This window comes from Pantoea agglomerans (assembly GCF_020149765.1).
Taxonomy (GTDB): Bacteria; Pseudomonadota; Gammaproteobacteria; order Enterobacterales; family Enterobacteriaceae; genus Pantoea; species Pantoea alvi.
Genome location: NZ_CP083809.1, coordinates 2,603,072 through 2,617,416 on the forward strand (window position 1 = coordinate 2,603,072; position 14,345 = coordinate 2,617,416).

Sequence of the window (14,345 nt, forward strand, 5' to 3'; positions counted from 1 at the left end):
TTGCCTCGTCATTAACCGCCGCGTTTCTCTGCACAGACTCAGCGAAGCCCTGTTTATGGGGAAAAAGCTGAAAATAGGTACAACAGGGAAAAAATATAAACGAGCCGAAGTCAGAAATAAACCCCCCGGCGTCGTTTTATTAGAATTGTCTTAGAGATGGGTCACGATATCTTTTATTAATCCTGGCCCCTTATAAATAAAGCCGGAGTAAATCTGTACCAGCGTCGCGCCTGCGGCCATTTTTTCTCGCGCCGCGGTTAATGAATCAATGCCGCCGACGCCGATAATCGGCAGCGCGCCATCCAGCTCCTGCGCCAGCCGCTTGATGACCGCCGTGCTGCGCGACTGCACCGGACGACCGCTCAGGCCGCCTGACTCCGTGCTGTATCGCAGGCCGCTGACCAGCGAGCGATCCAGCGTGGTATTGGTGGCGATCACGCCATCGATATTATGGCGCACCAGGCTATCGGCAATTTGTATTAATTCTTCTTCAGAAAGATCGGGCGCAATTTTTACCGCGACCGGCACATATTTCAAATGCTGCTGCTCCAGCGCTTTCTGTTTCGCTTTAATGGACGCCAGCAGATCGTCGAGCGCTTCGCCATATTGCAGCGTGCGCAATCCTGGCGTATTAGGCGAGGAGATATTTATCGCGATATAGCCCGCATGGGCATACACCTTCTCCATACAGATCAGGTAATCCTCTTTGCCCTTTTCCACCGGCGTGTCTTTATTTTTGCCGATATTAATACCGAGGATCCCCTTGAAGCGCGCTTTTTTGACGTTCTCCACCAGGTGATCGACGCCGAGATTATTAAATCCCATGCGGTTGATAATGCCTTCAGCCTCTACCAGCCGGAACATACGCGGCTTGTCGTTGCCCGCCTGAGCGCGCGGCGTCACGGTGCCGACCTCGACGAAGCCGAACCCCATCGCGCCGAAGGCGTCGATGCACTCCGCGTTTTTATCCAGTCCGGCCGCCAGCCCCAGCGCATTGTCAAAGCGTAAGCCCATGCAGGTCACCGGACGGGAAGGAAGACGCTGACGGATCAGGGCCTCCAGCGGGGTGCCGCTGATGAAACGCAGTTGCTGAAAAGTGAGTTCGTGAGCGCGCTCGGGATCGAGCTTAAACAGCGCAGGTCGGACGATAGGATAAAGCATGCACTCTCCTGGAGGTCGGAAGCGATGAGTTGTCGGGGTGCACGGGAAAAGGTGCGCCAGAATGGTAAAGGCCTCTGGCGCAAAAGTAAATTACTGACGGGACAAGATTATTGATCGAGATCAGCGCCTGCTGGCATAGCGCGCCAGGCGACGGCAAGCCTGCAGACCGCTGTAGATCGTCGGATAGTACCAGAGCAGTTTAAGGCGTTTGCTTTCGCCCGTGACCTTGCGCACCAGCTGATCGATAGTGGTATGCCAGGAGGCGGGCACCGAAATATTGTTTTTGCGGATCTCGATCAGGCAGCCGTACATCACCGGCTGATAGTAGATATCCAGCAGCTTCTCTTCCGGCGGCAAACCTTGCTCGCGCAGAAAGCTTTCGCTGCTGCGCCGGGCAATGTAGTAGTTCTCTACCCAGGAGAAGGTCGCCTTGCTCTGCGACAGCGAGGTCGGCATAAAGCGCTTGTTGTAGTAGCTTTTGCGCGTAAAGCCGATCTGCCGCGCCGACATATAGAGCGCAAACATATAGGGCGCGTCCTCATGATTCTGGATCGGCAGAAACTGTATGCCGGTGCGCAGAATGAGATCGCGGGAGAGAATACTGCTCCAGAGCACGCGGTGCGCCGAGCGGTGCGGGATCATGCTGCGCAGCGTGTCGGCGCCGCCGGGCCAGACGCCGTCGACGTGGCGCTGATGAAACTGCTCATACTGACGCTCGGCGACCGGTTTGTCGGTAAACATACGCGCGCCAAAGCAGAACATCTCCATCTCGGGATGCTGCGCCAGCGTACGGCGGAAGTCGGCAAAGAGATCCCGGGAGACAAAATCGTCGGCGTCCATAAAGTAGATAAAGTCGCCGGTGGCAATCTCCAGCCCCTTAGTGCGCGCCGCGCTGACGCCGCCGCGCTCGCCGCGCAGCAGCGTCAGCTGCGGATGACGGGCGGCCAGCGCTTCCAGCAAGGCGATGCTGTCGTCGGTGGAGCCGTCGTCGATAACAATCACCTGCTCCGGCGGAGAAGACTGGCCCAGCAGCGACTCGATCGCTTCCGGCAGCCAGGGCGCGCAGTTCCAGTTTGGCACGATAACAGAGATCGTCGCTGCGCGGCTGTCAGGGTTCCGTGTGCTCATTCTCGCTCCTCAATAGTAAAACGTTTGGCTCGGGCAGGCAGCAGACGCTTAATCACCAGGCTGTGCAGCAGACAGCAAACTGAAAGGTTTACCAGGCCAATCAGCCCAAGCCACAGCAGGTTAAGCCAGCGGTTCTGGTTCCACTCCACGGGCAGGAAGGTGCAAAGCCAGGCGATCAGCCCCGCCACCGCCCAGATCAGCAGCACGTCGCGCGTCAGCCAGGTAAAGTGAATGCCCGGCGCGAAGCGGCGGTGCACCAGCCAGGCCCAGCCGGCCAGATAGAAGACGTTCTGCCCCAGCCACAGCCAGCCGGTGCCCTCTGCGCCATAGTGAATCGCTGCCCAGATGTTCAGCGGAACCAGGATGACGGCGAAGCAGGAGAAGCCTTTCAGATGCAGCTTGAGGTTGCCGTTGACATACTGCAGATGGTAAAGCAGGCCGCAAATAGCCTGCACGCCGCTACCCAGCGCGTAGAGGCTGAGCACAAACGACATATCGGTCACTACCTGGGCGTTCTGCGTCCAGGCCCAGAGCAGCGGCGTGGCGAACATCGCGATAGTAATGCTGAGCGGCGCCATAAAGATCGCCACCGCCTGGGTGGTATAGCGGTAGAGCGTCAGGGATTCGGCATCCCCCTCCTTGCGCGTTTTGATACCGGTCATGCGCGGCACAATCGCCTGCATAATCGGGCTGCTGAGCAGGATAATGCCGGTAGCAGCCGTGGCGACCACGGTAAAGGAGCCGTAGGCGCTCAGCGGCAGCGTTTTAGAGAGCACCAGACGGTCAATTTGTGAAATAAAGGTCCAGATGGCGCTGGCGAACGCTGCACTCAGCGCAAAGCGAATAAAGGGCTTTAACACCGCCTTTAAATTTTCATGCTTCTGCTTACGCGCGGCGGCAGGCACCAGCTGATAGGATTTAGCGATCAGGCAGACCGCTTCCGCTATCGACACCGCCAGCTGCCAGATAAAGAAGCTCAGCACCGGGTTGGAGAAGAGCTGAATCACCAGCACCGCGCCGAAGGTACGCAGCGTTACGATGACCAGATTGACGCCGTTAAGCCAGACCTGATGCTCAAAGCCGACAATCACGCTGCGGTAAGGGCTGGTGCGCCAGCGGATCGCCGCCGTGATCACCATAATGGCGACGGCAATGGTGACGTCAGCCGACGGCAGATGCCGCGCATCGAGCCAGTTATGGGCGATCCAGGGCGTGGCCAGCCAGCCGATGACCACCAGAATCAGCGTGGAGATAAGGAAGAACTTCGACAGCGCGGAGAAGAGCGCCGGGAACCAGATAAATTCCGCCTGGTTAGCGCGATAGCGCGCCGCTTCACGCATCAGCGTGGTCGATACGCCGGCGTCGAGCAGCTGGAGCCAGGTTAACAGAATCGAGAAAAAACCCACTAGCCCGTAAGCTTCCATCCCGAGATGTTGAATATAAAGCGGCACGACCAGAATACCTGACAGCGTCAGGTAAATCTGACCGACATAATTGGCGATCGCGTTACGTTTTATTGACATATGTATGATTGTATCTGGGCAGTTTTCTCGGAGGTCACAAGCGTGGCACACATCATCGGAGCTGCCTACCAGACATAGTCTTAAATTTATCTCTGGCGCTACGCGCCAGATTAAATCTGAGCTGGCGCGAAATAAGCCAGAAAGTGAAATAACATTTATTCGCGTTGAATAAGGTCCGGCAGGCAGGCATTCCAGCAGCAGCGAAAAAGTCAGGCCGCTTTTTTCAGCTCTTTTGTAACCTTATATTTTTGCAGCTGGATAAACAGGCGCGGGCGATTAATAAGCAGCCACTCTTTGAAGTTAACCGGCTTAAACTTGCCGCCCATATAACGAATCGCGTTAATGACATATTCCGGCACCGCCGTGCCGTTGTAGAGCGACAGATAAATCATCAGGCGGAACGAGTGCATTAAATAGGCTTTTTCCAGCTGCTTCTTCAGCGGCGAATGATCTAAATTCTGCTTAAGTATGCCGTAGGTCTGCATAAAGGCGTTGTAGCGCTGCAGAAAATAGTCATCATTTTTACGGCTGTTAGTCAGCGAGCCGCTGCGGACGCGCTGAAGATAGTAAACGTGCTGGCTCACCCAGGCGCGCGTCGCCTGAACGAAGACCGACAGCGTGAATTTATGATCCTCATGCACGCGATCGACAAAACGCAGGCCGTGCTGCACGATAAGGCTTCTTTTCACCGCGTAATTCCAGGCTGCGGAGGTATAGGAGCCGTTATTGAGCAGACGCGACAGCACCTGCTGCGGCGACTGCAGGCCGAACTGGTCGTGGCGCACTTTCGGACGGGTCTGGTTTTCACGGCCATCCTCAAACATCTGCGAACTAAAGCAAAACAGGTCAACGTCAGGGTGCGCGGCAGTGACCTGCTGCAGTTCGGCCACAAAGCCTTCCGGTACGATATCGTCTGGATCGCAGAAGAAAACAAACTCCCCCTGCGCGGCGTCGATGCCGGTATCACGCGCTTTACCCGCGCCGCCGTTGGGGGTGGTGATAATGCGAACCTGTGGCTGGTGGCCATATTTCTGCTCTACCAGTGCCAGGGTTCCATCAGTGGAGCTGTCGTTAACAATGATAATTTCCGTGGTCGCGTCAGCCTGACGCAACAGGGAGTCGACACATTCGACAATATATTTTTCCACGTTATAAGTGGGAATGATGACTGATAGCAGCGTCTTTGCCATACATCTTTCTCTGGTTCGATTAAAAGAAAAAGCACGAGCATTACACAAATATTAAATTTGTGTTAAAGCATGGCGCAGAAAGAATTAAACGAGACGCAATCAGCGAATCTCTTCTCATGGTGGAATAGTATAAGCAGAAGCTTTTTTCTATTAACAGGGCCAGCCTTTTATTAAGAGGTGCGTCCGGCGCTGAATCTATCACGGCAGGTAAAGTATCAAAGGGGATGCGCAGCGGTTACTTTACTTCGCTTAACTTTTCTGGCGAAACAGGCAACATTTTTAAACGTAAAAAAGGTCACAAAGCGTTTCAGTCTGGTTACTTTATTATCACTGAACGGAATTTATCTCTCCTTAACTGCCGCCGCCTGCATGGCGATATTCTGATAATAGCGATAGCGGCCCCCCAGCCCATCAGGCATAGTGACATTTGTCACATTTTTGCGCTTAACAGCGCGCCAAAAAGTTTGCCGGTTACATATTGCGCGGTTTAGCTAACCTGATTACTTCCCCTGTTCCCCCGGTATGCAAATACTTTTGCTGCTATTTGTTTAGCCGGAGTAAAGAATCCGTCTGGACCTGCTTTAGTCTTTTAGGATTTTTCTAAAGCCCGCACCGTCCGCTGCGGCAACCCTTTCATTAATAAAGCAGCGCGTTTTGCACTTTTCACCTTTAGATTGCCGGATAAATCATTTAAGCCCTCCTCCCCGCTCTGTCAGGATGTGAGCATCAGTTCTCAACAATAGCTAATCAATAACTTTCAGTTATAAGGAGTAACGATGCGAGTTATTACGCTAGCTGGCAGCCCGCGTTTCCCGTCACGTTCAACCTCGCTGCTTACCCTTTGCCAGCGCGCGCTGGAAGCGCGTGGCGTTGAGGTTATCCCCTGGAATATCCAGAACTTTCAGCCAGACGATCTGATTAATGCGCGTTTCGATGCCCCGGCGCTGCTGGCGCTGCGCGACGATCTGCTCGCCGCCGACGGCGTTATCGTCGCCACGCCGGTTTATAAAGCCTCTTTCTCCGGCGCGCTGAAAACCCTGCTCGATCTGCTGCCCGAACGCGCCCTGGAGCACAAAGTCGTGCTGCCGCTGGCCAGCGGCGGCAGCGTGGCGCATATGCTCGCGGTCGATTACGCCCTGAAGCCGGTGCTGAACGCGCTGAAGGCGCAGGAGATCCTGCACGGCGTATTTGCCGAAGATCATCAGATTACCCATTACGATCGCCAGCCGGAGCTGCAGGCAGCGCTGGCGCGCCGGCTCGATGAGGCGGTGGAGGCGTTCTGGCTGGCGTTGACCCGCCATCATAAGCCGCTGGCTCAGGCTGTTTAAAGGAAGAAACCGATATGAAAAGCATCACTGGCTGGCTACTCGCCGCACTTGCCGTACTGAGCCTGCAGGCGCAGGCGGCGGACGCCCCCACGCAGATTCGCATCGGCTATCAGAAAGGTTCCGTCAGCATGGTGCTGGCGAAATCGCACCGGCTGCTGGAGCAGCGTTTCCCCGATACCAAAATCCAGTGGATCGAATTTCCCGCGGGTCCGCAGATGCTGGAGGCGCTAAACGTCGACAGTATTGACCTGGGCAGCACCGGCGATATACCACCGCTGTTTGCTCAGGCGGCGGGCGCCGATCTGCTTTACGTCGGCTCGGAGCCGCCTAAGCCGAAAGCGGAGGTGATCCTGGTGGCGAAGAACAGTCCGCTCAACAGCGTCGCCGATCTGAAAGGGAAAAAGGTCGCGTTTCAAAAAGGCTCCAGCTCCCACAATCTGCTGCTGCGCGCGCTGCAGCGTGAAGGGCTGAGCTTTAAGGATATTCAGCCGGTTTATCTGACGCCCGCCGATGCCCGCGCCGCCTTTCAGCAGGGCGACGTAGACGCCTGGGCGATCTGGGATCCCTACTACTCCGCCGCGCTGCAGCAGGGCAACGTGCGCGTGCTGGCCGACGGCAGCCAGCTTAATCTGACCGGATCGTTCTATCTGGCGACGCGCAAGTTTACTGAGCAGAACGGCGCTTTCGTGCAGCAGGTGCTGGATACCTTTAGCCAGGCTGACGCGCTGACGCAGAGCCAGCGCGAGCAGAGTATCAATCTGCTTGCCGCCGCGATGGGCCTGCCGAAGCCGGTTATCGCCAGCTACCTCGATCACCGTCCGCCGACCCATATTTCGCCGGTCAGCGCGCGAACCGCCGCTGCGCAGCAGCATACCGCCGACCTGTTTTATTCCAGCCACCTAGTGCCGGTAAAACTGACGATCGCCGATCGCATCTGGCATCCCAGCACCCCTCTTCAGTAAGGAGCGAATAATGAGCTTATCCGTATTCTGGTTTCTTCCGACGCACGGCGACGGACACTATCTTGGCACCTCAGAAGGGGCGCGCCCGGTCGACCATGGCTATTTGCAGCAGATCGCGCAGGCCGCTGACCGTCTGGGCTTCGGCGGCGTGCTAATCCCTACCGGTCGCTCGTGCGAAGACGCCTGGCTGGTGGCCGCCTCGCTGATCCCGGTGACGCAGCGCCTGCGCTTTCTGGTGGCGCTGCGCCCCGGTGTGATTTCGCCGACCCAGGCGGCGCGCCAGGCCGCGACGCTGGATCGCCTCTCTAACGGCCGCGCGCTGTTCAATCTGGTGACCGGCGGCGATCCGGAAGAGCTGGCGGGCGACGGCGTCTTTCTCGACCACCATGAGCGCTATGTCGAGTCGGCGGAGTTTACCCGCGTCTGGCGTCGCGTGCTGGAGGGCGAAACGGTCGATTACGCCGGCAAGTATGTCAGGGTGCGCGGCGCGCGCCTGCTGTTCGACCCGGTGCAGCAGCCACGTCCGCCGCTCTGGTTCGGCGGCTCCTCCGAACCGGCGCAGGATCTCGCCGCTGAACAGGTCGACGTCTACCTCACCTGGGGCGAACCGCCGGCGCTGGTAAAAGAGAAGATTGAACAGGTGCGCGCCAAAGCGGCGGCGCAAGGACGCAAGGTACGCTTCGGCATCCGTCTGCACGTTATCGTTCGTGAAACCAGCGATGAAGCCTGGCGCGCCGCCGATCGTCTGATTGCCCATCTCGACGACGCCACTATTGCGAAGGCGCAGGCCGCCTTCGCCCGCACCGATTCCGTCGGCCAGCAGCGTATGGCGGCGCTGCACAGCGGCCGCCGCGACCAGCTGGAAATCAGTCCGAACCTGTGGGCGGGCGTCGGCCTGGTGCGCGGCGGTGCAGGCACTGCGCTGGTGGGCGATGGCCCCACCGTTGCCGCGCGCATGCAGGAGTACGCCGACCTCGGCATCGAGACCTTTATTCTTTCCGGCTATCCGCATCTGGAAGAGGCGTATCGCGTCGGCGAGCTGCTCTTCCCGCATCTCGACCTTGAGGTGCCGCAGATCCCGCAACCGCGCAACGTGCAGGCGTTTGGCGAAACCGTCGCCAACGATTTCCGCCCGCAGAAAGTGTCGCAGAGCTGAGAGAGAGATCATGGCGAAAACCACTAAACGCATTACCAACCAGCTGGTGCCCTGGGTGTTCCCGGCGCTGCTGGTGGTGGTCTGGCAAATTGCCTCGCAGACCGGGCTGCTTTCGACGCGCATTCTGCCGTCGCCGGAAAATATCGTTATCACCTTCTGGCATCTGGCCGCCAGCGGCGAGCTGTGGCAGCACCTTGCCATCAGCGGCTGGCGTGCGCTGATCGGCTTTAGCATCGGCGGCTCCATTGGGCTGCTGCTGGGGCTGATCACCGGCACCTCGCGTCTGGGCGAGCGGCTGCTCGACACCTCAGTGCAGATGCTGCGCAACGTGCCGCATCTGGCGCTGATCCCGCTGGTGATCCTCTGGTTCGGCATCGACGAGGCGGCGAAGATTTTTCTGGTGGCGCTCGGCACGCTGTTTCCGATCTACCTCAATACCTACCACGGCATTCGCAATATCGATCGCGGCCTGGTAGAGATGGCGCGCAGCTACGGCCTTTCGGGCTGGAGCCTGTTTCTTCAGGTTATCCTGCCCGGCGCCCTGCCCTCGATTATGGTCGGCGTACGTTTCGCGCTCGGCCTGATGTGGCTGACGCTGATTGTCGCCGAGACGATTTCCGCTAACTCGGGCATCGGCTATCTGGCGATGAACGCGCGTGAATTCCTGCAAACCGACGTGGTGGTGGTCGCCATTATTCTTTACGCCCTGCTCGGCAAGCTGGCGGATGTCGCCGCCCTGCTGCTGGAGCGCATCTGGCTGCGCTGGCATCCGGCTTATCAACTGAAGGAGGAGAACGCATGAGCACTTCACTCTCTCCGGCGCGACTAAATGCCGGTACGCCGGTTGGCGTCAACGGCGTCAGCAAGCAGTACGGCAGCCGCACTATCCTGAATAATATCGATCTGCATATTCCCTCCGGCCAGTTTGTCGCGGTGGTGGGACGCAGCGGCTGCGGCAAGAGTACGCTGCTGCGCCTGCTGGCGGGGCTGGAGCAGACCACGCGGGGCGAGCTGCTGGCGGGCAACGCGCCGCTGCACACCGCGCGTGAAGATACCCGCCTGATGTTTCAGGATGCGCGCCTGCTGCCGTGGAAACGGGTGATCGATAATGTCGGTCTCGGCCTGAAGGGGCGCGAATGGCGCAGCGCGGCGCTGGAAGCGCTGGAGGCGGTCGGGCTGGCGGAGCGCGCTAATGAGTGGCCCGCCGCACTCTCCGGCGGCCAGAAGCAGCGTGTGGCGCTGGCGCGTGCGCTGATCCACCGTCCGGGGCTGCTGCTGCTCGACGAGCCGCTCGGCGCCCTTGACGCGCTGACGCGTATTGAAATGCAGGGGCTGATTGAGTCGCTATGGCAGCAGCACCATTTTACCGTGCTGCTGGTGACCCATGACGTCAGCGAAGCCGTCGCGATGGCGGATCGCGTGCTGCTGATCGAAGAGGGACAGATCGGGCTTGATTTGCTGGTGGACCTGCCGCGTCCGCGTCGTCGCGGATCGGTCAGGCTGGCGGAGCTGGAGGCGGAGGTGCTGGATCGCGTGATGCGCCGCAGCGAAAGCGAGCAGCCGGTGCGCTACGCCCACCAGCGTTAAAGCAAACGGCACCCTGGCATAATACGCGAATGGCAGGGTCCGAAGAGCAAAGCGTCCCGCGACAGGGATGTCGCGGGTCGAGCGCGCATGGATGCCTTGAGCGACTTTGCGATCGGACCCTGCCATCCGCGTCAGCACCGTTGTTGGCTAACCAAAAGGCGGGATTTACCCGCCTTTGCCGCTTAAGCGTTCAGCGCGCGGGTGATCTTCTCATAGAGATCGCCTGACAGCTTATCCAGCCCCTGCAGCGTCACCAGCGCCTGACGCATCATCGCCTGACGATCGGCATCGTAGCGCTTCAGACGGATCAGCGGCTCGATCATCCGTGCCGCTACCTGCGGATTGCGGGTATTAAGATCGGTCAGCATCTCCACCAGGAACTGATAGCCGCTGCCGTCTTTAGCGTGGAACGCTGACGGATTGCCGGAAACGAACGCGCCGATCAGCGCGCGGATGCGGTTGGGATTGCTCATGGTGAACGAGCGATGATGCAGCAGCTCGCGCACCTTCTGCAAGGCGTCCGGCGACGGGCTGGTCGCCTGCAGCATCAGCCACTTGTCCATCACCAGACCATCCCGATGCCAGCGCTCGTCGTAGTGCGCCAGCAGCGCGCCGCGGCACGGCAGCTGCGCCGCAACCGACGCCGCCAGCGCCGCCAGCGCATCCGTCATATTGTTCGCCTGCTGATACTGCGTCTGTACCAGCCTGTCCGCCAGCGCAGTTTCGCCGAACGCCAGATAGTACAGGCAGACGTTCTTCAGGGCGCGCTGCCCCATCGCGTCGTGCTCAATGCGGTACTCGCCCTGCTGATTAGCGTTGTAGACGGCATAGAACTCATCCGCCAGCTCGGCGGCCAGCGTGCGCACCAGCGCTTCACGTACCACCGCAATGGCCTGGGGATCGATCACCTCGAACAGCTCGGCGATCTCATTCTCTCCCGGCAGCGTCAGGATCTGTGCGGTCAGCGCCGGATCGCGCCCCTCGTCCAGCAGAACCGCGCGGAAGGCGTCGGCAACGTGCAGCGGCAGCGAGAGCGGCTGGCCCTGCTGATGGCGCGCCACGTTAAGGCGGATATAGGTAGCCAGCAGGCTCTGCGCCGCATCCCAGCGCGCAAAGTCGTTGCGCGCGTGGCGCATCAGGAAGGTAAGCTGAGCGTCGCTCCACTTATAGTCGAGCTTCACCGGCGCGGAGAATTCGCGCAGCAGCGACGGCACCGGCTGGAAGTAAACGTTATCGAAGATAAAGGTCTGGAACTCCTCGGTCACGTTCAGCACGTGGTGCACCGGATGGCCATTGTGCTGCAGCGGGATCACCTTGCCTTCGCCGTCATAGAGCTCGATATCGAGCGGGATATGCAGCGGTAGCTTCTCTTTCTGATCGGCAGTGGGCGGCGTGTGCTGCGTGACGTGCAGCGTATACTGCTCCAGCTCGGGGTTATAGTCGTCGCGCACCGTCAGCACCGGCGTGCCGCTCTGGCTGTACCAGCGGCGGAACTGCGACAGATCGACATTGGAGGCATCTTCCATCGCCTGCACAAAGTCGTCGCAGGTCGCCGCGCTGCCGTCGTGGCGCTCAAAATAGAGCTGCATTCCTTTCTGGAAGTTCTCTTCGCCAAGCAGCGTGTGCATCATGCGGATCACTTCCGATCCCTTCTCGTAGACGGTCAGGGTATAGAAGTTGTTCATCTCCATCACCTGATCCGGGCGGATCGGGTGCGCCATCGGGCTGGCGTCCTCGGCGAACTGCGCGCCGCGCATTACGCGTACGTTATCGATGCGGTTAACCGCGCGCGAGCCAAGATCGGAGCTGAACTCCTGGTCGCGGAACACCGTCAGCCCCTCTTTCAGGCTGAGCTGGAACCAGTCGCGGCAGGTAACGCGGTTGCCGGTCCAGTTGTGGAAATATTCGTGGCCGATCACCGCTTCGATACCGAGATAGTCTTTATCGGTGGCGGTTTCCGCCTTCGCCAGCACATATTTAGAGTTAAAGACGTTCAGCCCTTTATTCTCCATCGCCCCCATATTGAAGAAGTCGACGGCAACAATCATAAAGATGTCGAGGTCATACTCGAGGCCGAAGCGCTCCTCGTCCCACTTCATGCTGTTTTTCAGCGAAGTCATCGCCCAGTCGGCGCGATCCAGATTGCCGCGGTCGACGAAGATCTCCAGCGCCACGTCGCGGCCGGAGCGGGTTGTAAAGCTGTCGCGCAGCACGTCGAAATCGCCCGCGACCAGCGCAAAGAGATAGCAGGGCTTCGGGAAGGGATCCTGCCATTTCACCCAGTGTTTGCCCTGCTCCGCTTTGCCGCCGTCGATGCGGTTGCCGTTGGAGAGCAGGTAGGGATAGCGCGCTTCGTCAGCGATAATCGTGGTGGTAAAGCGCGCCAGCACATCCGGGCGATCGAGATACCAGGTAATATGGCGGAAGCCTTCCGCTTCGCACTGGGTGCAGAGCGCTTCGCCAGACTGATAGAGCCCTTCCAGCGCGGTATTTTTATCGGGATGGATATCGTTGACGATCCTGAGCTGAAACTGCTCCGGCAGCTGGCTCAGCACCAGCGCGCCCTCTTCCTGACGGTACGCGCTCCAGGGCGCGCCATCCACTTCAATGGCGATCAGGGTTAACGCTTCGCCATCGAGACGCAGCTCAGCCTGCGCATCGCCGAGACGTTTAACCTGGCTGATGGCGGTGACGCGCGTTGTCGCGGCGTCGAGCGCAAAGGTCAGGTCGATGTCGGTGATGGTGTAATCCGGCGCACGATAGTCGTGGCGATATTTAATTTGGGGCTGTTGCGTCATATTCCGTCTCGCATTGTTATAGGTTTACCGCCAAAGTCTAAGCGCGTTGCCTTTAGCTTGCCATGCACAATGCGCATCGCGGCATAAATAGCTACAATTCATTAACAACGGCACGTTTTACCCTCGACCCACAGGCGTGAAATATGCTGTGATCGGTCGCAGTTACTGATTTATACTCCTGCGTCTTTATGACTTTCACACACCGGGCTCTGCGCCGCCGAACAGGATGCTGAAACGCACCATGACAGGACATGCTTCCCCGATACTAACTTCCCTGCTGGATACGGACGCCTACAAGCTTCATATGCAGCAAGCCGTCTTCCACCGTTATCACGACGTCACGGTGGCGGCTGAGTTTCGTTGCCGCGGCGACGATCTGCTCGGTCTCTATGCGAACGAGATTCGCGAGGCCATTAACGCCATGCAGACGCTAGCGCTGACCGATGACGAATATACGTATCTCTCCAGCCTGCCCTTCTTCCACGCCGACTACCTTAACTGGCTGCGCGATTTTCGTTATAACCCCGACCAGGTGCAGGTGCGCAATCGCGACGGCCATCTCGCTATCCGCATCACCGGACCCTGGCGCGAGGTCATTCTCTGGGAGGTGCCGCTGCTGGCGCTGATCAGCGAGGTAGTGCATCGCCACCGTTCACCGCTGGTGGGCGCGCAGCAGGCGGTTGACCATCTGCAGCAGAAGCTGAGCGCTTTTCGGCGCGAGGTTGCCGACATCGATATGTCGCGCTTTCGCCTGATGGACTTCGGCACCCGCCGTCGTTTTTCGCAGGAGGTGCAGCAGGCCATCGTCGCCACCCTGAAGCAGGAGTTCCCCTGGCTGATTGGCACCAGCAACTACGATCTGGCGCGCCGCCTGGCGCTGACGCCGGTCGGCACCCAGGCGCACGAGTGGTTTCAGGCCTTTCAGCAAATCAGCCCGGTGCTGGCCAACAGCCAGCGCGCGGCGCTGCAGGCGTGGCTTGACGAGTATGACGGCGAGCTGGGCATCGCGCTGACCGACTGCATCGCGATGGACGCTTTTCTGCGCGACTTCGGCGTGAACTTCGCCAGCCGCTATCAGGGGCTGCGCCACGATTCAGGCGATCCCGTCGAATGGGGCGAAAAGGCGCTGGCCCACTATGAGAAGCTGGGCATCGATCCGCACAGCAAAACCCTGGTCTTTTCCGACAATCTCGATCTGGATAAGGCGCTGGCGCTCTATCGCCATTTCGGCCAGCGCGCCGGCGTAGTGTTTGGCATTGGCACGCGCCTGACCTGCGATATTCCCGGCGTCAGGCCGCTCAATATCGTGATTAAACTGGTGGAGTGCAACGGCAAGCCGGTGGCGAAGCTCTCTGACAGTCCGGGCAAAACCATCTGTCAGGATCAGGCCTTCGTTCGCGCCCTGCGCAAAGCCTTCGATTTGCCGCTGGTGAAAAAAGCCAGCTAATCCTCGCTTTATCGGGGCGTTGACGCGCCCCGCTTCTGCTGTAATAAATCTCCCCTCCCGCCGGA

At 59.0% G+C, this 14,345-nt stretch carries 11 protein-coding genes; 6 read left to right on the forward strand and 5 right to left on the reverse strand.

The genetic code is table 11. From position 1 onward, the window contains the following. Window positions 1–150: 150 nt before the first annotated feature. From pyrD to LB453_RS15300, 4 genes are all read right to left on the reverse strand, one after another. Complete coding sequence (gene pyrD / locus LB453_RS15285; RefSeq protein WP_103795380.1) at window positions 151–1,161, reverse strand: quinone-dependent dihydroorotate dehydrogenase; 1,011 nt, start codon at window positions 1,159–1,161, stop codon at window positions 151–153. 120 nt (window positions 1,162–1,281) lie between these two features. Beyond that, window positions 1,282–2,289 (reverse strand): glycosyltransferase family 2 protein, encoded by a 1,008-nt coding sequence (locus tag LB453_RS15290; RefSeq protein ID WP_103795379.1) that lies wholly within the window; start codon window positions 2,287–2,289, stop codon window positions 1,282–1,284. Beyond that, complete coding sequence (locus LB453_RS15295; protein ID WP_103795378.1) at window positions 2,286–3,812, reverse strand: lipopolysaccharide biosynthesis protein; 1,527 nt, start codon at window positions 3,810–3,812, stop codon at window positions 2,286–2,288. Before LB453_RS15295 ends, LB453_RS15290 begins: the two co-directional genes overlap by 4 nt. Window positions 3,813–4,021: 209 nt before the next feature. Then, entirely contained in the window at window positions 4,022–5,002 is a 981-nt protein-coding gene (locus LB453_RS15300; protein WP_224481514.1) for a glycosyltransferase family 2 protein, read from the reverse strand. Between the two features lie 776 nt (window positions 5,003–5,778). On the opposite strand from LB453_RS15300, the gene ssuE reads away from it, so the two are divergent. From ssuE to ssuB, 5 genes are read left to right on the forward strand one after another with little or no spacing between them, the layout of a single operon-like run. Then, window positions 5,779–6,330: an NADPH-dependent FMN reductase gene (gene ssuE, locus LB453_RS15305; protein ID WP_103795376.1), complete on the forward strand. Its 552-nt coding sequence runs from the start codon at window positions 5,779–5,781 to the stop codon at window positions 6,328–6,330. Between the two features lie 14 nt (window positions 6,331–6,344). After that, window positions 6,345–7,292 (forward strand): sulfonate ABC transporter substrate-binding protein, encoded by a 948-nt coding sequence (locus LB453_RS15310; protein WP_103795375.1) that lies wholly within the window; start codon window positions 6,345–6,347, stop codon window positions 7,290–7,292. A gap of 10 nt (window positions 7,293–7,302) precedes the next feature. Next, window positions 7,303–8,448 carry an FMNH2-dependent alkanesulfonate monooxygenase gene (gene ssuD, locus LB453_RS15315; protein ID WP_103795374.1) on the forward strand — a complete coding sequence of 382 codons (1,146 nt, stop codon included), beginning with the start codon at window positions 7,303–7,305 and terminating at the stop codon, window positions 8,446–8,448. A 10-nt stretch (window positions 8,449–8,458) separates the two neighbouring features. Next, window positions 8,459–9,250, forward strand: coding sequence for an aliphatic sulfonate ABC transporter permease SsuC (gene ssuC, locus LB453_RS15320; RefSeq protein WP_103795373.1), 792 nt, complete (start codon window positions 8,459–8,461; stop codon window positions 9,248–9,250). After that, entirely contained in the window at window positions 9,247–10,035 is a 789-nt protein-coding gene (gene ssuB, locus LB453_RS15325; RefSeq protein WP_103795372.1) for an aliphatic sulfonates ABC transporter ATP-binding protein, read from the forward strand. Before ssuC ends, ssuB begins: the two co-directional genes overlap by 4 nt. Before the next feature lie 182 nt (window positions 10,036–10,217). On the opposite strand, the gene pepN is transcribed toward ssuB, so the two are convergent. Next, complete coding sequence (pepN, locus tag LB453_RS15330; RefSeq protein ID WP_103795371.1) at window positions 10,218–12,833, reverse strand: aminopeptidase N; 2,616 nt, start codon at window positions 12,831–12,833, stop codon at window positions 10,218–10,220. Between the two features lie 241 nt (window positions 12,834–13,074). Here pepN and pncB point away from each other — a divergent pair, with 241 nt between their 5' ends. Then, entirely contained in the window at window positions 13,075–14,280 is a 1,206-nt protein-coding gene (gene pncB / locus LB453_RS15335) for a nicotinate phosphoribosyltransferase (RefSeq protein ID WP_103795574.1), read from the forward strand. The last annotated feature ends 65 nt before the right edge of the window (window positions 14,281–14,345 follow it).

What these genes read in the sequence shown, in the direction of transcription:
- ssuE (WP_103795376.1), top strand. Translation starts at nt 5,779, where the DNA reads ATGCGAGTTATTACGCTAGCTGGCAGCCCGCGTTTCCCGTCACGTTCA.
- LB453_RS15310 (WP_103795375.1), top strand. Translation starts at nt 6,345, where the DNA reads ATGAAAAGCATCACTGGCTGGCTACTCGCCGCACTTGCCGTACTGAGC.
- ssuD (WP_103795374.1), top strand. Translation starts at nt 7,303, where the DNA reads ATGAGCTTATCCGTATTCTGGTTTCTTCCGACGCACGGCGACGGACAC.
- ssuB (WP_103795372.1), top strand. Translation starts at nt 9,247, where the DNA reads ATGAGCACTTCACTCTCTCCGGCGCGACTAAATGCCGGTACGCCGGTT.
- pepN (WP_103795371.1), bottom strand. Translation starts at nt 12,833, where the DNA reads ATGACGCAACAGCCCCAAATTAAATATCGCCACGACTATCGTGCGCCG.
- ssuC (WP_103795373.1), top strand. Translation starts at nt 8,459, where the DNA reads ATGGCGAAAACCACTAAACGCATTACCAACCAGCTGGTGCCCTGGGTG.
- LB453_RS15300 (WP_224481514.1), bottom strand. Translation starts at nt 5,002, where the DNA reads ATGGCAAAGACGCTGCTATCAGTCATCATTCCCACTTATAACGTGGAA.
- LB453_RS15295 (WP_103795378.1), bottom strand. Translation starts at nt 3,812, where the DNA reads ATGTCAATAAAACGTAACGCGATCGCCAATTATGTCGGTCAGATTTAC.
- LB453_RS15290 (WP_103795379.1), bottom strand. Translation starts at nt 2,289, where the DNA reads ATGAGCACACGGAACCCTGACAGCCGCGCAGCGACGATCTCTGTTATC.
- pncB (WP_103795574.1), top strand. Translation starts at nt 13,075, where the DNA reads ATGACAGGACATGCTTCCCCGATACTAACTTCCCTGCTGGATACGGAC.
- pyrD (WP_103795380.1), bottom strand. Translation starts at nt 1,161, where the DNA reads ATGCTTTATCCTATCGTCCGACCTGCGCTGTTTAAGCTCGATCCCGAG.